Origin of the sequence: Asticcacaulis benevestitus DSM 16100 = ATCC BAA-896, from assembly GCF_000376105.1 — a bacterium.
Taxonomy (GTDB): Bacteria; Pseudomonadota; Alphaproteobacteria; order Caulobacterales; family Caulobacteraceae; genus Asticcacaulis; species Asticcacaulis benevestitus.
Map to the genome: position 1 here is coordinate 241,744 of NZ_AQWM01000002.1, position 20,190 is coordinate 261,933.

The 20,190-nt window shown below is 62.5% G+C and carries 14 protein-coding genes; 7 read left to right on the forward strand and 7 right to left on the reverse strand.

Annotated features, from left to right (window positions below):
* Positions 1-9: 9 nt before the first annotated feature.
* From B060_RS0104590 to B060_RS0104605, 4 genes are all read right to left on the reverse strand, one after another.
* Entirely contained in the window at positions 10-519 is a 510-nt protein-coding gene (locus B060_RS0104590) for a pyridoxamine 5'-phosphate oxidase family protein (RefSeq protein WP_018080582.1), read from the reverse strand.
* A 136-nt stretch (positions 520-655) separates the two neighbouring features.
* Positions 656-3,181 carry a family 20 glycosylhydrolase gene (locus B060_RS0104595; protein ID WP_018080583.1) on the reverse strand — a complete coding sequence of 842 codons (2,526 nt, stop codon included), beginning with the start codon at positions 3,179-3,181 and terminating at the stop codon, positions 656-658.
* Positions 3,182-3,368: 187 nt separating this feature from the next.
* Positions 3,369-5,465, reverse strand: a complete 2,097-nt coding sequence (pbpC, locus tag B060_RS0104600) for a penicillin-binding protein 1C (RefSeq protein ID WP_018080584.1) — start codon at positions 5,463-5,465, stop codon at positions 3,369-3,371.
* A gap of 176 nt (positions 5,466-5,641) precedes the next feature.
* Positions 5,642-10,633 (reverse strand): alpha-2-macroglobulin family protein, encoded by a 4,992-nt coding sequence (locus B060_RS0104605; protein WP_018080585.1) that lies wholly within the window; start codon positions 10,631-10,633, stop codon positions 5,642-5,644.
* Between the two features lie 214 nt (positions 10,634-10,847).
* On the opposite strand from B060_RS0104605, the gene B060_RS0104610 reads away from it, so the two are divergent.
* The 3 genes from B060_RS0104610 (at position 10,848) to ubiB (ending at position 13,786) form a co-directional block, all read left to right on the forward strand.
* On the forward strand, positions 10,848-11,351 hold the full coding sequence (locus B060_RS0104610) for a response regulator (protein ID WP_026172601.1): 504 nt from the start codon (positions 10,848-10,850) through the stop codon (positions 11,349-11,351).
* Between the two features lie 124 nt (positions 11,352-11,475).
* Entirely contained in the window at positions 11,476-12,264 is a 789-nt protein-coding gene (locus B060_RS0104615) for a class I SAM-dependent methyltransferase (RefSeq protein ID WP_018080587.1), read from the forward strand.
* Positions 12,248-13,786: a 2-polyprenylphenol 6-hydroxylase gene (ubiB, locus tag B060_RS0104620; RefSeq protein ID WP_018080588.1), complete on the forward strand. Its 1,539-nt coding sequence runs from the start codon at positions 12,248-12,250 to the stop codon at positions 13,784-13,786. Before B060_RS0104615 ends, ubiB begins: the two co-directional genes overlap by 17 nt.
* Before the next feature lie 396 nt (positions 13,787-14,182).
* Here ubiB and B060_RS0104625 read toward each other — a convergent pair whose 3' ends face one another.
* Complete coding sequence (locus B060_RS0104625) at positions 14,183-14,782, reverse strand: hypothetical protein (RefSeq protein WP_031220738.1); 600 nt, start codon at positions 14,780-14,782, stop codon at positions 14,183-14,185.
* 209 nt (positions 14,783-14,991) lie between these two features.
* On the opposite strand from B060_RS0104625, the gene coaBC reads away from it, so the two are divergent.
* The 4 genes from coaBC (at position 14,992) to B060_RS0104645 (ending at position 17,771) form a co-directional block, all read left to right on the forward strand.
* The gene (gene coaBC / locus B060_RS0104630) at positions 14,992-16,179 is read left to right on the forward strand and encodes a bifunctional phosphopantothenoylcysteine decarboxylase/phosphopantothenate--cysteine ligase CoaBC (RefSeq protein ID WP_018080590.1); all 1,188 of its coding nucleotides are present in this window, start codon (positions 14,992-14,994) and stop codon (positions 16,177-16,179) included.
* Complete coding sequence (gene dut, locus B060_RS0104635; protein ID WP_018080591.1) at positions 16,176-16,628, forward strand: dUTP diphosphatase; 453 nt, start codon at positions 16,176-16,178, stop codon at positions 16,626-16,628. Before coaBC ends, dut begins: the two co-directional genes overlap by 4 nt.
* 322 nt (positions 16,629-16,950) lie before the next feature.
* Complete coding sequence (locus B060_RS0104640) at positions 16,951-17,307, forward strand: hypothetical protein (protein ID WP_018080592.1); 357 nt, start codon at positions 16,951-16,953, stop codon at positions 17,305-17,307.
* Positions 17,308-17,426: 119 nt separating this feature from the next.
* The gene (locus B060_RS0104645) at positions 17,427-17,771 is read left to right on the forward strand and encodes a hypothetical protein (protein ID WP_018080593.1); all 345 of its coding nucleotides are present in this window, start codon (positions 17,427-17,429) and stop codon (positions 17,769-17,771) included.
* Positions 17,772-17,855: 84 nt separating this feature from the next.
* Here the strand turns inward: B060_RS0104645 and dapB are convergent, their stop codons facing one another.
* Both dapB and dnaJ read right to left on the reverse strand, forming a co-directional pair.
* A complete protein-coding gene (dapB, locus tag B060_RS0104650) occupies positions 17,856-18,608 on the reverse strand; it encodes a 4-hydroxy-tetrahydrodipicolinate reductase (protein WP_018080594.1) in 753 nt (250 codons plus the stop codon).
* Between the two features lie 303 nt (positions 18,609-18,911).
* Positions 18,912-20,084: a molecular chaperone DnaJ gene (gene dnaJ / locus B060_RS0104655; RefSeq protein WP_018080595.1), complete on the reverse strand. Its 1,173-nt coding sequence runs from the start codon at positions 20,082-20,084 to the stop codon at positions 18,912-18,914.
* Positions 20,085-20,190: the final 106 nt, after the last annotated feature.

Below are 20,190 nucleotides of genomic sequence, written 5' to 3' on the forward strand. Positions count from 1 at the left end.
TTTTTTATTTTAGTGCGAGAGATTGACCTTACCGACCTGACCGACGCGCGGTCTTTCGCCGGCGACAAAGGCCTTGATATAGGCCAGCCCCGTCACCACCGGCCCGGGCGCATCCCAGAATTCGGCATCCTCGGCGTCAAAGCGGATCAGCACGAGGTTAGGATCGTCCTTGCCTTCGGGAAACCACGCCTTGTTAAAATCATTCCAGTATTCATCAATCTTCGCCTGATCGCGCACGATCCGGGCATGACCGGAAATCGACACATAGGCCTGGTGGCCCGGCTCAGCATAGGTCAGGAGCGAGCGTGACGTATGGGCGATCTCGCGGGCCTTGCGCGTATCAGCCCCGGTGAAAAACCACAGCGTGCCGTCGAAATCCGCCTTCATGTTCTGCGCCATCATCGGGCGGGCATGGAAGATGTGCCCTTCCTCATCAAAGGTCGCCATCAGCGCCACCTTGATATCCTTAATCAATGACCAGATCTTGTCGCGCGCCTGCGCGCCATACAACGTGTCCATGAGTCTCTCCTCTAATTGAGGGACAAGCATGAACCGTGCAGTGTAAGGATGCGATGGCTTGCGGCCGCTGCGGAGCTACGACTTTTGATAAAGCTCAGGCGGCGCTTTAGCCGTAACGCTTTGGTGAAGAGACGCCTTACCTGACGGTCACGATACGGCTGTAGCGTCGGCCATCCGGCGCCACCGAACGGGTGTCGACCGGCCCCCTGACCTCGACCGCGCCCGTATAGGTCGTCCACTTGCCGCCCTTGGGGCGATACTGGATGGCCAGGTCGGCATAGGCCAGATTGGCCTCGAAGATGCCGCCGGTGATGCGCGCGCCCGGTGCCGGCAGGCGATACTGAACGCCGTCGCGATCGAGCTCGGCCAGGCGCGGCGTCAGGCGATCGCTGAAGCCTTGCCAGTCGGCCCGCAGTTGCGCGTCGTTCACCTGACCGTCGCCATAGGTGTAGCTCTTGCCGGAGACATAAGCAGGCTCCCAGGCGCCAGTGTGCCAGGCACGCTCGGCCATAGCCAGCACACGCGGATAGAACAGATATTCGGCAATGCCGTCAGTGCGGACGCCTTCGCTCCACAGTTGCGCCTGCATGCCGGTGATGCGGCGGCCGGCGGCCAGTGGTTCGCTGTCGGCAATGGTACGGCCATGGTTCTGAATATCGGTCATCACGGTGGCGTTGGCCGGCAGGTTTTCCGGCATGAAGGCGAAGACCTTGAAGACATCGATGCCGCGTGACGCCCAGTCCATGCCGCGTTCCTTCGGGTCGGGCGCATAGGGCATGTCGAAATAGAGCACTTCCGGCGTTGACATCACCACATCCCACCCGCGATTGGCGTGGCGATAGGCCTCGGCCACACCGCCGGCGAACAACCCGCCCCAGCTATTGGATTGCACCGCCTTGGGCATCTCTTCCGGCTTGACGTGGCCCATGCCATCGCTCCAGCCGGCCGGTTCAAGACCCTTCCTGCCGAGGATCTGCGACACCTCGGTGATGAAATAGGGCGTCATGTGCGCCGGATCGAGCCCCTTGGCCTTCACCAGCGCCTGACAGGCGGGTGAGTTGGTCCAGGCGCCCGCGGTTTCATCGGCGCCGATATGGTAGATTTTCAGCGGCGTGCCGGCCTCGTCGTGCATGGCGCGGATATCGTCGATCACCGTCTCGATGAAGTGGTAGGTCGAGGGGATGCAGACGTTCAGCGTGTTGTCGTTATAGTGCTGGATCGAATCGTAGACCGTGGTGTCGTCCGGGTCCTGCAGGCGGAATTCATTGGCGGCTTCAGGCTTGCCTTCGGCCATCAGGCGGCGATAGCGCGCCTCCATCGAACGCACGGCGGCACGGGAATGCCCCGGCATGTCGAACGACGGGATCACCTCGATATGGCGCGCCGTCGCCGCCCTGACGATCTCGATATAGTCGGCGCGCGTCAGATAGCCATCGACCGTCGGATTGCCCTGCGGCCCCGCGCCCAGTTGCGGCATGAGACAGGTGTCTTCTTTGAGATCGTGACAGCGATGACCGCCGATATCGGTCAGTTCCGGCAGACCCTTGATGGCCAGACGCCAGCCCTCGTCATCACCCAGATGCAGGTGCAGACGGTTGAGCTTGTACTCGGCCATGCGGTCGAGCGTGCTGAGAATGAAGGCCTTGGAGTGGAAATTACGCGCCACATCGATATGCAGGCCGCGGAAACCAAAGCGCGGCGCATCGGTGATCTCGATCGGCTTGAGGCGATTATGCTCAAAAGCCGCCTGCTGCGACAGGCTTTCCAGCGCATAGGCCGCACCGGCGGCATCGGCGGCGGTGATGACAATCTTGTCGTCCTGCGCGAGCAGATGATAGGATTCGGCAGCGCCTTTGCCATTGACCGTGATGCTGACCGGCACACCGCCGGCCGCCTGACGCAGGTGCGAGGCCGCAAGCGCCACTGTGATATCGGCTGGCGTCAGGCCGGTCAGGCTGAGCCTGATGCCGGCCGCCAGATTGAGCACCTTACCTTCCAGATGCTTCGCCGAAACCGGCGTCGGCAGAATGACGATCTCGGGCCTGGCTTGCGTCACCGCGCGCGAGGCATTGAGCACGAAGGCGCGTTCCGGCGTCAGCCATTCGGTGGCGTCGGCCGGTCCGGACTTGGCGGTTTTCTCATCGGTGAAGGGCGTGACGAAGGGCAGGGCTTCCAGCTTGCTCGCCGGATCAAAAACGGGGCGCGTGGCGGCGATGATGCGCGGCGTCAGGCCCTCGACGGCAATATAGGCATTGGGCATGGCCAGATATTCGGAACGCGAAGCCCCTGCCATCACCACGGCGTAGGTGGCCCCGCCTTTCAGCGCCGCACCGGCCTTGGGCGTCAGGCGGTAATTGTCGCCGTTGACGTGGGTGAGGTCGAACGGGCCGCTGACCACCTTTCTGACATCGATGGCGGCAACCGAGCCGAAATAGAGCGCCCAGCCGCTATCGGGCAAGGTCTTCGGCAGGGTCAGGTCAAGGCGGGTGTCGAAGCTTGTGCCAGCCGCATCGGGCACGACGGTCAGCTTGTAACCAAAGGCGTTGGCGAAGCTGTCGAGCTGTCCTTGCGTCGTCGCGTAAGCGGGAAACGCCGGCACCAGTGCGGTGGTCGCCAGCAAGGCGGCAGCACCCAAAAGACCGTTACGAAACAGGTGAGACATGGCTTCCTCGTCTTTCTTATCCCGTCCGTTGCATCGGGGTGCGGGGCTGCAGGCTTTAAAGCCTGCGTAGAGAACCAAGGTGGCGCAGGACCACCCGCTTGTCAATCGCCGAACAAGACCTATCTGGCACTTTTGAGATGCCAATATAAGACCAATTTTGAGCCCTTCCCGCTCTGTTTTCCGGCCTCTAACGCGTATCCGCATGGATGGCCCTGACGCGGACATGGCTGCGGTCTTCGTGGCCCTGCGCATCGATCACCTTCAGATCGTAGAAACCCTCGGCCGGCGGCGTCCAGCTCCATTCGCCGTTATCATCCAGCTTCAGCGGCTGGCCGTCGATAAACCATTCGACCGGCCGGACGCCCCGCGCCGACAGTTTCAGCGGTCGCACGGCATCGAGCTTTTCACCCGCCCCCTTCACTTCCACATAGACCGTGGCATTGTTCGGCGGGAACAGGATCGACGCCCGCACCACGCCCGCACCGGTCATCATCTTGAGACCCTGCGGCGCGTTGTTGGGATCAATCGCCTGCGGCAACTGGCTGGGCGCCTGGAGTTGATCGAAGACGTCAAACAGCAGGGGTGCCGAGGCCTCACGTCCGGTCTGATCGGCCCGCGCCCCCCCATCGGGACGGCCGGTCCACACCAGCACCGCATAGCCGCCGGCCACACCCACCGCCAGCGCATCGCGGTAGCCATAAGAGGTGCCGGTCTTGAAGGCGGGGCGGTTGGCGTTCTTCATCAGCGGCCCCGGCAGGCGGCCCTCAGGTGGCGGGGTTTCCCGTAATATGGAAACGACGCGATCGGCGGCCTCGGCGCGCATCAGGCGGTGCCCTCCGGAGGCCTTTTCATCGGTCAGGGTATAGGCCAGAGGCCGCGCCAGACCATGATCGCCAAGAGCTGCATAGAGGAGGGCCAGATCACTGATGCGGATGCCTTCGCCACCGAGCGCCAGCGCCAGACCGGATTGTTTGAGCCCCGATTTCGGCACCACCAGCGGCACCCCAACCGATTCGATGCGCCCCTGAAAAGCCTCGGGTCCGATGCGATTGAGCACCGCCACCGCCGGCACATTGAGCGAGTTGATCAGGGCTTCCTTGACCGACACCTCGCCGTGGAACACGCGGTCGAAATCCTCCGGCTGGTAATCGCCAAAACGCGTCGGCGAATCCATAAGGCGGGTATCGGGCGCCACCACGCCATCCTCAAAAGCGAAGCCGTAGATGAAGGGCTTGAGCGCCGAGCCCGGCGACCGGATCGCGCGCGTCATGTCCATCCAGCCACCCGGCCGATCCAGTCCGCCGCCACCGACACTGGCGCGCACGCCGCGCGTCTTGATGTCGATCACAAGAATGGCGACCGAGGAATTGGGGCCCTGCTCTTTCGCCGTGGCCGCCGCCATGGCCTCCAGCCGCGTTTGCAGATTGGCGTCGATCGTCGTCACCACCGTCGCCTGCAAGCCTTTGACGTTGCGCGCCAAACGCCCCGCCGTATGCCAGGCCAGCGCCGGAAAGACGAAGCGAGACGTCACCATCGGCTCGTTCATCGCCTCATGGGCCTGCGAGGCGCCGATGATGTTCTGCGCCGCCATGCGCGTCAGGATCAGGTTGCGCGCCTTGAGCGCCGTCTCCGGCCGGCGATCGGGGCGGCGCGCTTCGGGTGCCTGCGGCAGCGAGATCAGCAGGGCCTGTTCGCCGAGCGTCAGGCTTTCCGGTTCGTGGCCGAAATAGGAGAGCGAGGCGGCGCGCACCCCTTCGAGATTGCCGCCATAGGGGGCGAGCGTCAGATAGAGCGCCAGGATTTCGCGCTTGGAATAGCGCATTTCAAGCTGCACGGCGCGCAAGGCTTCGATCAGCTTGTTGCCATAGTTGCGCGGGTGCGGATTGAGCAGGCGCGCCGTCTGCATGGTGATGGTCGAGCCACCGGAAACGATATTGCCGGCGTGCAGATTGGACAACAGTGCCCGCAGGATCGAGGTCGCATCGACGCCGGGGTGGAGATAGAAACGCTCGTCCTCGACCTTCAGCAGGTTGCGCACAAAGGTCGGGTCGGTACGCTTGAGATCGGCGCGGATACGCCAGCGGCCGTTATCGACCGGCAGGGCGCGCAGCCAGGCGCCATTGCGGTCCAGCGCCACGGCCGAGGCGGTTTGGGCGCGTGACATATCCGGCGGAAAGATCAGGTTGACGGCGGCGATAACACACTGAAACCCCAGCACGCCGATCAGGGTTTTGACCAGCGGCGGGATCAGGGTTTCGGGATTGAAAGGTTTAAGCCTGAACAAAGCAACAATCTTCCCCCTCGCCCCGTTTACGGAGAGAGGGTCGGGGTGAGGGGCTTGCGGACGCATGGGCTAGCCCCTCATCCGGCCCGTTGGGCCACCTTCTCCCCGCGAGCAGGGAGAAGGGTTTATTAAGGACACGCACTGTCGAGTTATGGGTGCAGGGGCTGAGCCCCTGCTTAGCGTGCTGAAATCACCGTGCGGCCACCGGCTGTGCGGCCAAAGGTTTCCGGACGGTAGAAGTCCTTGGCCTCAGCGCCCGGCAGGTAGAAGTCGCCTTGCGTCACCGCCCGCGCGATATAGGCCAGGGTGAAGCTGTTCGACGACGACACGTCGAGTGCGGCGATAAAGCGATCATCGCGCGCCTCCGAGACCTTGAGCGCCGTCAGTTCCCCGACAAAGCGGAACGGTCCGTTTTGCGCGTCCTCGTTGGTAAGCGTCGATTCGATCTCGAAACCCGCCGGCAAGGCATCATCGACCACGATGGGCCGCAACTCGGCGCGATCGGAACGGCCGGCGATCACCACCAGAATCTTCTGACCCTGAGTGATGTTCGAGGGATCGAGGCGCGACCCGTCAAGCGCGTAATAGGTCTTGACCAGACTGATGCCATGGCTCTCCGCCCCCGGCGCGGACAGCGGCGTACCGATTACCGTGACCGTGCGCCAGATCGCGCCGGCGCCGGTGTTTTTCAGCTTCGCCGAGGCCAGCGCGCCGATACCAAAGCGCTGGACATTGAGACCACCCGGCAGGGCCTTGACGCCCTGCGGCTGGATCTTCACCGGACCCGCGGCTTTCAGCATATAGGACGCCGCCTTGAGCACATAGGCGCTCTCGATGGTGTTCATCTGCGACGGGCTCTTCATCGCGTTTTCCAGACGCGCGGTCAGCGAACGGGCGATATCATCCTCACCGGCCTCATAGGCCAGCGCGATAACACCGGCCAGATCGCGCAAGGGCGTCTGATACCAGTCGTTCGGATCGGTATAACCCAGCGACTTGATCGCCTCGCGGAAGCTCTGGCGGGCGCGGGCGCGATCGCCCATCATGGCCAGACCGGCGGCCACCTGAGCCCGGGCCAGCGGCGATTGCTCTTCCTTGAACTGGACATCGTGATACCAGCGCAGGCGGGCCAGATCACCGCTATGCGCCTTGGCCAGCACATAGAGCGAATAGGCCGAGGCGCGTGACCGCATCTGCTTGGTCAGCTTCTCACCGGAGACGCCGAACCAGTTCCAGCTCGACGGCACGCTCAGGCGATAATTGACATTGGCATAGCCATCGGGACGCGCCATCTGACGCATGGCGTTCAGCGACTTGTCGATGGCCTCCTGCGGCACGTAGACACCGCGCGCCTTGGCTTCGAGCAGGAAGTCGGTGGCATAGGCGCCGATAAAGCCATCGGCATTGCCATCACCCGGACGCCACAAACCAAACGCGCCGTCTTCCGACTGACGATCGAGGATCTTGTCGACCGCCACTTTCAGCGCCGCATTGCCGGGTTTCGCCGCCGTCTTGCCGACCAGAGATTCCGAGACGAACAGCCACGGCATCGCCGCCGAGGTCACCTGTTCGGTGCAGCCGTAAGGATACTTGGCGAGATTGGCCGCCAGAGGCGCGGGGTCGATATTGCGGAACGGCGAATACGACACCTCGACCGTGGCCGAACCCGGTTGCAGGCCGGCCAGCAGATCAGCCGGCGGCGTCCACACCATATTGACCGCCTGCGACGCCGTGGCGACACGGGTCTGCGGTCCCCAGCCGTTGCGGGTCTGGAGATTGAAGCTGTCGTTGAAGGCGTAGCCCTGCCCGTTCAGCCCGATCTGCACAGACGAGACACCGGTGCGGTTCGGCGCGTTGATGGCGATGGATTCGATGACGCGCTGGCCCTTGTTGAGGTTGAACGCCTTCTCGAACGCCACGACCAGACCTTGCAGGCCCTTGACGATGGCGGTGTAGAGGCCCGGCTTGCCGTCGGTATTGTCGAGTTCCAGCGTGGCGAAGGCCTTGTCGCCCGGCGCCAGGAAGCGCGGCAGGGCGAGATCGGCCACCACCGGCTCGCGGATGATCATGCGGCTGTCGACCGAGCCCACAGCATCGTCGGTCCAGGCCACGGCCATGACGCGCAGTTCGCCGTTGAACTTCTCGATCGGCAGGCGGACATAGGCCTTGCCGTCAAGGCCGGTCTGGACCACGCCCGACCACAGGGCGATGGTGCGGATCGGCGTCGTGGTCAAGCCTTCGCCACCCAACTGGTCACCGCCATAGGTCGGCGCGGCAGCGCCCAGGTTCGGATCGAGCAAGCGGCCGTAATCGTCGTTATAATCGACGCCGAGCGCGCGCTTGCCGAAATACCAGCCGACCGGATCGGGCGACTTGAACTTGGTCAGGTTGAGGATGCCCTGATCGACCACCGCGACGCTGACGCGGGCGCGATCGCCCAGCTTCACACCGGAGACCTGCACCGGCACATCGATGAAGTTGCGGCCATTTTTGTCAGTTTGCGGGCGTTGCGGCTGATCGCTGGCCAGCACCTTGAGGCCGAGCTTGCGCGATTTCGGATCGAGCGGCACATAGACGAGCCCGATGGCGCGGCGCGGCTTGGAGGCCGTCACCGGATCGCGCGGCTGCATGACACTGACCATGACATAGGCCCCGCCACCCCAAGCCGCCGAGGTTTTCAGCCGCACCGTCGTGCCGTTCTCACCGATGGAGACCGTCTTGAGATCGATCAGATGATCGGTGGCGACGGCGATCTGCGCCTCACCCTTATAGGGGCCCTTCAGCGTCACCTCGACCGTATCGCCCTGATTATAGCTCTTGTTGCCCGTGGTGATGCGGACAAAATCGGGCGCATCCGTGCCCTTCTGCGTCGAGCCCCAGCCCGACGAGAAGCGCGTGACCGTCTTGGCCTGTCCCGGCACCTCGACCTCAAGGCGGTAATCGCCCCAGTCGAGATTGCGCTCAAACGACGCGCCGGTATTGGCGTTGAGATCATAGGCCTTGGTCGAGACCACCACGTCGCGGTGGGTCGAGCGCCAGTTCCATTTGCCATCGGAAATATACCAGTCGTAATCCCAGATTTCCGAAATCAGCTTGACGGTGGCGCCCTTGACGGCGCGCTTGTCGCCCTGCGGCGTCAGGCCGATGATGTTGAAGGCCATGCGCGGCGCATCCTTCCACGAGCCGTCCTTCTGATCGACCTTGACGCCGAGATAGAGCGGCGCGGTCTTGATGCGCAGGGTCTGGCTTTCGCGCACCGGACGCCCGCCGGGCTCAAAGACCGACGCGGTCAGGAGCACGGTCAGGGGCTCGGTGGTATCACCCGCCAAGGCCGCATCGAACGGGAAGAGCGCATTGCCCTGGCCATCGGTCGTGGTGGCCGGCAGATCGACATATTTCTCTTCGTAGGGCTTGGTTTCGTCACCGAAGCTGTAATCGGTAAATTTCGGGAACGGGTTGCCGTCAGCGCGGATGCGCGCCTCGCCGGTCACCTGCAGGCCGGAACCGATGGCGCCATAGAGATAGCGCGCCGCCACGGTCACCGGACGGGTTTCGCCGGCCGAGAGCAAAGGTTTGGTGGCGTCGGCCTTGATATCAACGCCCAGACGCTGCGGCGCGAAATCCTCGACCGCGAAGCTCGTCGAGCCCGCCGGTTCGTCCATGCCGACCAGTTCGACACGCGCCGCCCACTGGCCGCGCGGCGCCGATTTCGGCAGGTTGACATTGACGCTGGCAAAGCCGAGCGGCGTCTTCTCGAAGCTGAAACGGAAGGCTTCCACGCCCGAAGGCCGGGTGACGACGATAAAGCCCTTGCGGTCCTTGATCGCCTTGCCTTCCGGATCGCGCACCATGGCGACCAGGCGCACGGTTTCGCCGGGGCGATAGATGCCGCGGTCGCTGTACATGTAGGAATCGACGCCGGTGGCGTTGGCGCGGCCGGTGCCGGTTTCGCCCGCTTCACTGCGCCCGCCGACGCCGTGCGAGGTCAGGTCCATCGGCGAACGGTCGAGATCGACGGCGGTAAAATCATCGGCACCGCCATAGGCCATGATCATCTTGGGCGTCAGGGCGTCCTTGCCCTTGAGCAAAGCGCCGTTGAAGCTGGCACGACCATCGACGCCGGAGCGCACTTCGCCGAGCGTATCGCCGTTGGTGGCCACGAGATCGACCTTGACGCCCGACAGCGGCTTGGCCGTTTTCAGCGAGCGCACCACGACGTCAAGGCCATTTTGCCCCTTGTACGTGGTCAGGGCCATGTCGGTATAGAGCACCCAGCGACGGGCCTGCGCCGGCTCATCGTCGCTCTTCTTGTCGCGGCCACCCGAAGCGTCGCGCACCTTGATGACATAGGCGCCGGCGTTCAGTGTTTTCAGCACCGCGCCGAGCGGGAACACGGTCGTGACGCGTTCGCCATTGCCGGTCTTCACCGCCACCTTGCCGGTCCAGATCTTGACGCCGATATCGTCGGCGGCATCGTCACCATAGGCATAATCGTATTCGCCCTCGGCCACCGGATCGGGGGCGGAGACCGACTTTCTCACCAAGTTGCGGTCAGATACATGCCAGACCTCGAACGCCAGGGCCGACACATTGACGGTTTCGACCGCCACGCCATCGGCTTCCTCACGCGGCAGGATAACGCCATTGCCGGCAAAGCCGACATAGGGCGGCTTCTCGCCGAAGCTGAAATCGAGATCGGCATTGGCTTTCAGTTCGTCATTGCCCTTGCCGGGCAGGCCCTTCAGCAGGGTGATGCGGCGATCGACGAAATCAAGACCGGAAACGCACAGAGTGGCGTCCTTCACCGAAACGGCCGGCGCGTTGGGCAGGGCGGGCGAGACAACGACATAGTCGCCATAGGGCTTGGCCGGATCGAGCGGCTTTGAGAATTCGACGCAGGCCTTGGGCGACGGGCCGCTGGTGTCCAGGTTCTGGTGCCAGACGGCAAAGCCGGCCGGGCGCGCATCACCGGCGCGCGGGGCGTTTTTGTCGCGCAGCTTGCCGAACAGGCCGGTGGCCGGCTTGCCGACCTCGCCGGAGGCCGCCGCCTCGGCCTTGTGCTTGGCATTGCTGCTGAGCGCATGATCGGTCAGGAAGCCGATGCCGAAACCGGCAATCAATACCGCTGCGGCGCCCGCGATGAGGGTCCGGTTGTGCCAGTCGATCATGGAAAATATTCCCCGCCTGCTATTAGGGTATCGCGACCCTGCTCATCTTCATCAGCGGCGAATCAAGAGCAGATTGCGGCAAAGATCAATCTTTAGTTTTGTGAATTGCACAAATAAGGATAGTGATTCTGTATAAGAGATGCTTACCGGCGGGGGCGATATCTATATCCAATACCGCATACTGGTAAGCCATGCCCGCTGGAGAGTATGAGCCTTGAGCCAATTTGCACGCGTAATGGTGCTTGTGGTTGACGACAACCACTACATGCGGGTTATTGTCGGCACCATGCTGCGGTCGATAGGCATCACCCAGATCCGTGAAGCCTCCGATGGTATTGACGCGCTGGAAATCGTGCGCGACTGGCGACCCGACGTCATCATCCTCGACCTGATGATGGAACAGCTCGACGGCATCGAATTCACCAAGCTGGTGCGCCGCGGCACCGACAGCCCCAACCCCTACGTCCCCATTATCATGATGACCGGCCACACCGACCGCCGCCGCGTGATCGAGGCGCGCGATGCCGGCGTCAACGAGTTCGTGGCCAAACCCCTGACCGCGCGCGCCCTGATCGACCGGATGCGCAGCGTGATCAATAACGAGCGCGGCTGGGTGAAATCGGCCAACTATGTCGGCCCCGACCGCCGCCGCCGGGCCAATCCGAACTACAAGGGTCCGTTCCGCCGCGTCGCCGACAAGGCCGATGGGAAAATTTGAAGGGGCACCGCCCCTTCACCCCTAACTCGACAGCGCAAATTCATTTCGCAACGCGACATTTTGCCCGCGGCTTAAACACTTTTCCCCTTCGCAAATTTATCCTTTTCGGGCTACAAAGCCCGTCATGACCCAACACGCCACCTCCCCCTTTGGTTTCAAGGATGTCGACGCCCGCGAAAAGGTGGCGATGGTCCATGATGTTTTCAAAAATGTCGCCTCAAGCTACGACCTGATGAACGACGTCATGTCGGGCGGGGTCCACCACCTGTGGAAGGACGCGGCCTGCGCCCGTCTCAATCCGCAACCGGGTGAGGTCATCATCGATTGCGCCGGCGGCACCGGCGATATCGCCCGCCGCCTCGCCAAACTGGCGCGCGCCGCCAAGGCCCGTCGTCTGTCACGCGGCTATGCGGCCAAGGACGCCGAGATCCGCATCATCGACTATAACGAGGCCATGATCATGGCCGGCCGTGAAAAGTCGGCGAAGCAACACCTCGATGAGCCGGAAATCTCGTGGTCGGTCGGTGACGCCATGAACCTTGCGATCGATGACAATACGATCGACGCCTACATCATCTCGTTCGGCATCCGTAACGTCGCCGATGTGCAGGTCGCGCTCAATGAAGCCAAACGCGTCCTCAAGCCGGGCGGCCGCTTCTTCTGCCTCGAATTCTCGCACCCGACCTCGTCGGTGATATCGAAAATCTACGAAACCTATTCGTTCAAGGTCATCCCCTTCATGGGCGAACTGGTGGCGAAGGACCGCGACAGCTACCAGTACCTCGTCGAGTCGATCCAGCGCTTCCCCGATCAGGATACCTTCAAGGGCCTGATGGACAAGGCCGGTTTCCGCGCCACCCGCTATACCAACTTCTCCGGCGGGGTCTGCGCCCTGCATGAAGGCTGGGCATAACAGCTTGTCGGGTCTGAACTCATGGCTGCGCATGTTCCGCACGGGCCTTGTCCTGCTGCGTTATGACGCCCTGTTACCGAAGGAAACGGCGCACCTGCTGCCGCCTGTGCCGCGCGCCTTCGCCGGTCTATTGCGGTCTATGTTCGCCAGAAAAACCAACCTTCGCCCCGGTGAGCGCTACGCCATCGCCCTGCAGCAGTTGGGGCCCGCCTTTATCAAGCTCGGCCAGGTGCTTTCGACGCGCGGCGATATCTTCGGACAGCAGTTCATCATCGATCTGGCCCACCTGAAGGACAACCTGCCCCCCTTCCCGCAATCGGTGGCGGAGGCCAGCGTGGTCGAATCGCTCGGCAAGCCGGTCGACGCCATTTTCAGCCATTTCGGCGATGTGCTGGGTTCGGCCTCGATCGCCCAGGCGCACGAAGCGGTTCTGCTCGATGGCCGCAAGGTCGCGGTCAAGATCCTGCGCCCCGATATCGAGACGGTCATCGCCTCCGACATCGACATGATGGTGCTGGCCGCCAGCATGGTCGTCTTCTTCTTCCCGTCGACGCGCCGGCTGGAACCGGTCGCTTTCGTCGATACCGTGGCGCAGTCGCTGCTGCTCGAACTCGACCTGCGTCTCGAAGCTTCGGCCTGCGACGAGATCGGCAAGATCATCAATACCGAGCCCTGGATGAGCGCGCCGAAGGTGGTGTGGCATCAGGTGTCGCGTCGCGTTCTGGTCACCGAGTGGGCGCAGGGCACGCCACTCAGCCGTCCCGAAGCCCTGACCCTGCCCGGCCTCGCCCACAAGGAACTGGCCGACAACCTGATCCGCGCCTTCCTCAGTCAGGCCCTCGATCACGGCGCCTTCCACGCCGATCTGCACGAAGGCAATCTGTTCGTCAGCGCGCCGGCACAGATCACCGCCATCGATTTCGGCATCATCGGCCGTCTGCGCCCCAAGGAGCGCCGATATCTGGCGGAAATGCTGTGGGGCTTCCTGCGCCGCGACTACAAGCGCGTCGCCGAGGTCCATTTCGAGGCCGGTTATGTGCCGCGCCACCACAATGTCGATAGTTTCGCGCAGGCCCTGCGCGCCGTCGGGGAGCCGGTGCTGGGCCAGAAGGCCACCGAGGTCTCGATGGGCCGCCTGCTGACCCAGTTGTTCGAAATCACGGCGCAGTTTGATATGCACCTGCGCCCCGAACTGGTGTTGCTGCAAAAGACCATGGTGTCGGTCGAGGGTGTGGCGCGCCGAATCTATCCCGAACACGATCTGTGGGAAGCCGCCCGTCCGGTGGTCAAGGACTGGATTTCGCGCGAACTGTCGCCGGTGGTCCAGACCCGCCGTATCGTTGAAAAGCTGATCAGCCGCCTGCGCACCGATGACGACGAGTACAACGCGCCTGCCAACCGCGAAGCCGTGGAACTGGCGGCGCTGAAAATGGTGGCCGCGCAGGGGCGCACCTTCGGTCTGATCGCACTGGTCGTCTCGGTGATCTCGCTGGCGGTGATCATCTGGCTGGCCGTGCGCTAGACTTTTTCTTATCCCTCCCTTTAGCGGAGCGGCATAAAAATTCAGCCCGAACCAGTCTCTGGCGATAGCGGTAGCGTGAAGCGTCCAAGAACATCTGTGTCATCTGTGGATACCTTCCTTCCGACGTCAGAACGCACGCGAAGGTCCGTGAGTTGATCCACAGATGACACCGACATTCAGGTTAATCACGCTACCGCTATCGCCAAAAACCTGAACCGTATGACTTTCTTCCCCTCTCCCCATGCCTATGGGGAGAGGGCGGCAGGCAAGGCGAAGCCGCAGAATGCCGGGGTGAGGGGCTTGCATGGGAAAGCCCTCACCCGGTCGCCTTCGCCTTGCTCGGCTCCCGTCCTCTCCCCTCACGAGGGGAGAGGGGGAAATTGTTGGTTCCGACACTTAATACCCGTCACGCCTCGGTGTGCGGCGCTCGCTTTCGATCTGTTTCTGCTTCTGCCAATAGGCCGCGCCGTTATCCGGCCTGAACAGGGTGCGCGGCGCGCCTTGCTTCGTCATCACCGCAAAGACATTGCCCTTCGGCTCGTAAAACAAGGTATCGCCATTGGTCCGCTTCAGAGTCTGTGTGCCCGGCGGCGGGCTATGGATGAAGCCATGCACCATGGCCATGTAATCCGGATAGGACTTGGCCGAAAACTCCGGGCCATGCTTCTCGAAATGATAATGGGCGTTTTCGTCGGCCGAATATTTGCGGTTCTTCGACCATAACGGCCAGTCGCCATAGTGGCTGTCCGTGATCCGGGCGCGATCCGCGGCGATCGGCAGGGCCGCGCCCACCACCGGCGCCGAATCATCGACCATCGGCATCGAGGCCTGCTCAACCGACTTATCGGCGCCCGCCCAGACCGGCTTTTTACCCGTCTGCACCCGCTCGGCGGGGGCCTTGCCGGCGCCATCGGGCAAAACCGCCGACGGACCGGCATCGCAGGCCACAAGCCCGATCAGTCCCAGCAAACCGAGTAGAAGTCTTATCCCCCGCACACCTTGTCCCCTTGCTTCGCGCCGCTTACCTATGGCACAAGGCCAACTGAGTTTAAAGGATTTGCCATGCGCTTGTATTTGCTTCCAAAGCATAAAGACTCTGCGTCTTTGTGCTTTGGCAAGGGCGACTGCCCGCCGCCGCCGTCGCGGCGAGCCCGCGCGGCTTCTGAGCGCATAAAATTCGGTTTTTGGCAAATCGGAGATTTGTCATGAAGCGCATATTACTGATCATCGGCGGGGGCATCGGGGCCTATAAATCGCTCGAACTGATCCGCCTGATCAAGAAGGCCGGTCTCAATGTGCGCGTCGTACTCACAAAAGCGGCGCACGAATTTATCACGCCCCTGACCGCCGCCGCCCTTTCCGGCGACAAGGTCTATACCGACCTGTTCGATCTCACCGACGAGACCGAAATGGGTCATATCATGCTGTCGCGTCAGGCCGATCTGGTCGTCGTGGCCCCCGCCACCGCCGACATGATGGCCAAGCAGGCGCAAGGCCTCGCCAGCGATCTGGCCTCAACCCTGCTCCTCGCCACCGACAAGCGCGTCCTGCTGGCCCCGGCCATGAATGTGCGCATGTGGCACCACGCCGCCACCCAGCGTAATCTGGAAACCCTCAAAGGTGACGGCGTCCTCTTCACCGGCCCCAATGAAGGCGACATGGCGTGCGGCGAATTTGGCCTTGGCCGCATGAGCGAGCCGGAAGCGATCCTGGCCGCCATCCAGTTCCATATCACCGGCGGGGTCGATGGGCCTTTGGCTGGCAAAAAGGTGGTCATCACCGCCGGCCCTACCTTTGAACCGCTCGATCCGGTGCGCGGCCTAACCAATCGTTCCTCCGGCAGGCAGGGCTATGCCATCGCCGAGAAGCTGGTGCGCGATGGTGCCGACGTCACCCTGATCTCCGGCCCAGTGGCGCTGCCGACGCCGGTCGGCGTGACGCGCCTCGATGTCGATACGGCGCAGGACATGTTCGACGCCGTCCACGCCCAGCTTCCCTGTGATGTGTTCGTGGGCGTGGCGGCGGTGGCCGACTGGCGCGCCAAGGATATCGCCTCGGAAAAGCAGAAGAAGACCACCGACAACGAGCTGTCGATCACCTTCGTCAAGAACCCCGACATCCTCGAAGCCGTGTCGAAGCATCTCGATCTGCGCCCGCGTCTCGTCATCGGTTTCGCCGCCGAAACGCAGAAGCTGGAAGACTACGCCAAGGCCAAGCTGGCTTCCAAGGGCTGCGACGCCATCGTGGCCAATGATGTCTCCACCGGCGTCTTTGGCAGCAACAGCAACGCCGCCACCCTCGTCGATCTCGACGGATTCACCCCGATCGCCGGTCAGACCAAGGCCGATATCGCCGATTTCCTCAGCACCTATATTCAAAAGCGCATCTCATGACCGTTACCGCCCACGTTCTCCAACTCCCGCACGCCGTGGGCCTGGCCCTGCCCGCCTATGAAACCGAAGGCTCGGCCGGTCTCGACCTGCGCGCCGCTATCCCCGAAGGCGACGAGATCACGCTGAAGCCGATGGGCCGCGCGCTTGTGCCGACCGGCCTGACGATGTCGGTGCCACAGGGCTATGAGGTGCAGGTACGGCCGCGTTCGGGTCTGGCGCTGAAGTTCGGCATCACCTGCCTCAATTCACCCGGCACCGTCGACAGCGATTATCGCGGCGAGGTCGGCGTCATTCTGGTCAATCTGGGTTCGGAAGATTTCGTCATCCGCCGCGGCGACCGCATCGCCCAGATGATCGTGGCGCAACACGCCCGCATCGTGTGGGAGACGCCGGACGCCCTGGAGACCACGGCGCGCGGCGAAGGCGGCTTCGGCTCCACCGGGCGCTAGAGCGTGTTCCGATCTGATTGTATCAGATCGGCGCTCTCGCTTTTTGTTTGACGCGCAATTATTCCGAAAAGTGCTGCACACTTTATCGGATTGCGCTCGGGACTACCGCATCAGGCGAGCGACACTCGCCTGAAAACACACATCTGTGATCCCCAGAGACACATTTCCACTTTGCGAGAAACGCGAAGCGCTGCACCGTGCTTGCAAACGTACACGGAATGACCACGCCTGAACCGGACGTGAACGGAAACCTCAAAAGAGGTTCAGACTTCAAGCCTTTAATGGAACCGAGCTGAACGATACTTTTGCAAAGGTGACACCGATGGGTGATTTTACACAGTTTCTCTGGGCGATGTGGGACGCGGGCCAAGCGGCGATGATCGGCCTCAATCCGCTGCCTGTGCTCCTCATCAGCCTCGTCCTTGGCATGATCCAGCCCAGACGAAGCTCGGCGTTTCATCTTGCGTTCGTGGCACTGATACCGGCCGTCATCGTGACCGCGCTTTTGCCGATGGCGCTGGGTTATCAGGCGATCTGGCCCGACCTCAGCCAGCTCGAGGTCGAAATGCAGTTGGTGATGCTGTTCGCACTCAGCTATGTGGTGATCCGCGCTATGGGCCTGATCAAGCTGACCCTTTCGCTGGCCCTGCCCAGGCCAAATGGCCACAAACCGGTGTGACGGGCCATATCGCGCGCCAAAACCACATGGTTTTTTGATATTCAGTTAACCATTCTAGGCGTCAGTATCGCCATTCCCGGCGGAGTGCGTACCCTTATTGTTAAGATGAAGGATACCCTATGAACGATATCTGGCAGTTTCTGGTTGGCGTGAGCGATGGTTTTCGTGAAGCCCTGGCCGACGTCAACCCCTTGCCCATCCTGATCGTGGCCATCCTGATCGGTCTGCTGCAGCCCAAATCCGATCGCTATGCGCTGAAAGCGGCTCTGGCCCTGCTGATCGTGATGGCTTTCAACATCTTCCTGCCGCTGATCAATGGCAGCCAGCCGAACTACCCCGATTTCCGCCATATCGGCGCCGTGGCGCAGATGTTTCTGCTCTATGTCTTCGCCTACGGCATGATCGGCGTGCTCGGCAGCCTGAAAGCGGCCATGAAGCTCGGCGCCGCTAAAGGCGCCCATTAATCATCCCCTTAGACCGCCCCAGTTTACTGGGGCGTCACTGTCTAAGCCTCTGGCGACAATGATTCTGGCTTGTAGGCCAGACGCTTAAAACCCAAGCACATCCTGCATATCATAAATGCCGGGCTTCTGCTTGCGGCCCCACTGGGCGGCCTGCACCGCGCCGCGCGCGAACAGCGTGCGGTCGCGGGCGCTGTGCGAGAAGGTGATGATCTCGTCTTCCGAGGCGAACAGCACAGAGTGCTCCCCGACAATGCCGCCGCCACGAATGACCGAGAAACCGATATCACCGTCCTTGCGCGCACCGATAATGCCATCGCGCGCCGCCACCTTGACGTCCTTCAGATTGACGCCGCGCCCGTAGGCCGTGGCCTCGCCGAGCATCAGGGCCGTGCCCGAAGGCGCATCGACCTTGCGCTTGTGGTGGCCTTCAAGGACTTCGATGTCCCAGTCTTTGGCGTTCAGGCGGGCGCTGGCCTGCTTGAGCAAACCGATCATCAGGTTGACGCCCAGCGAGAAATTGCCGGACTGGATCATGACCACCTCGTCGGCATAGAGCGCCAGCCGATCCTGCTGCTCCGGCGTGAACCCGGTCGAACCGATGACCTGCACGATGGGGCGCGGACGGCTGAGGCCCTCGCTGGCGCAGGCCTCGCACAGCGCCAGCGACGCTTCCGGCGTCGAGAAGTCGATCACCACGTCCGAGCGGGTGAGGTCGAACATGTCGCCCTGCTCGAAACGCGCGGACACGGTCTGCCCGGTTTCATCCAGCACACGCCCGACGGCCTGACCCATGCGGCCTTTGGCGCCATTGATGGCAAAACGTGTAGTCGCGGACATGAGCAGGCCTTGTGCGTGAAGGAGGTCTTTCCCGAATAGGCATAAGGCTGCGTGAGGTCAACCGCCGAATTGCTAACCAAGGCCCTAGCGAAATGCTCTCAATCTTCCCCTCTCCCCATGACCATGGGGAGAGGACGGGAGCCGGGAGAGGGGAGAGGGGAGAGGGGAAGCGAAGACAGTTCACCCCGTCGAGAAAAGACAACGGCGTAGCCAGGGAGGTATAAAATAGAAAATCCCGCCAGTTGAACGCCGACGGGACTTCCAAACTCTACCGCGATTCCGGGTTAAGGGTGCCTCGCACCCTTAGGCGTTGGCGCCGGTGATATCTTCCCAGAAACGCTTGGCCTTATGCATAAAGCCTTGCGACTGGGCATAGGACTGCTCTTCGGCCAGGGTGGCGAATTCCTTCATCAGCTCCTTCTGGCGGGCCGTCAGGTGCTTTGGCGTCTCGATGAACAGCTCAACGATCAGATCGCCCTTGTGCTTGGAATTGAGCACCGGCATGCCGCGGCCCTTGAGCTTGACCTTATGGCCGGTCTGCGCGCCTTCGGGCACCGCGATCTGCAGCTTGCACTGGCCATCGCAGTTTTCGCCGCCCATCAGGCAGGGCACTTCGAGATCACCACCAAGAATGGCCTTGGTCATCGGCACCGGGATCGAGCAGTGCAGATCGGCGCCATCGCGCTCGAAGATCTCGTGATCGGCCACGGTGAGGAAGATATAGAGGTCGCCCTTGGGACCGCCCTTATGGCCGGCCTGACCCTCACCCTTGAGCAGGATGCGCGCGCCGTCATCGACGCCGGCCGGGATGCGGACCTTGAGGGTTTTGTTCTGACGCACCTGACCATGACCGTTACAGTTGGTGCAGGGATCCTTGATCATCTGACCCTGACCGTTACAGGTCGGGCAGGTGCGCTCCACGGCGAAGAAGCCGTTCGAGGCGCGCACACGGCCCTGACCGCCGCAGGTCGAGCATGTGACGGGCTTGGTGCCGGGCTTGGCGCCTGCGCCATGGCAGACTTCGCAGGTCATGGTGGTGGGGATATCGAGCTCGACATCCGCGCCCTTATAGGCCTGCTCCAGCGTGATTTCATAATCGGCGCGTACATCGGGCCCGCGCTGCGCGCCCTGCGGCCCACGGCGCTGCTGCTGGCCGAAGATATCGCCAAACATTTCGGAGAAGATGTCCTCGACGTTCGAGAACCCTTGCGCCCCGCCGCCGAATCCGCCGCCAAAGCCGCCCTGCTGACCGTTTACGCCCTCGTGGCCAAAGCGGTCATAGGCGGCGCGCTTCTGGGCGTCCGACAGCACGCTATAGGCTTCATTGACTTCCTTGAAACGCGCTTCGGCCCCGCTGTCGCCCTGATTGCGATCGGGATGGTGCTCCATGGCCTTCTTGCGGAAAGCCGATTTGAGGATAACCTCATCGACCGTGCGCTCAACGCCCAGCACTTCGTAATAGTCACGCTTGCTCATACAACTCGCCCCGATGGCAGGCCCATAACGCATCGCTCTCGCGGCGTGGCGGCCTCATCTGTCAATGTCAGGAAGGTTTTGTGGCCGAAAGGCGGCAAGGAGTCAA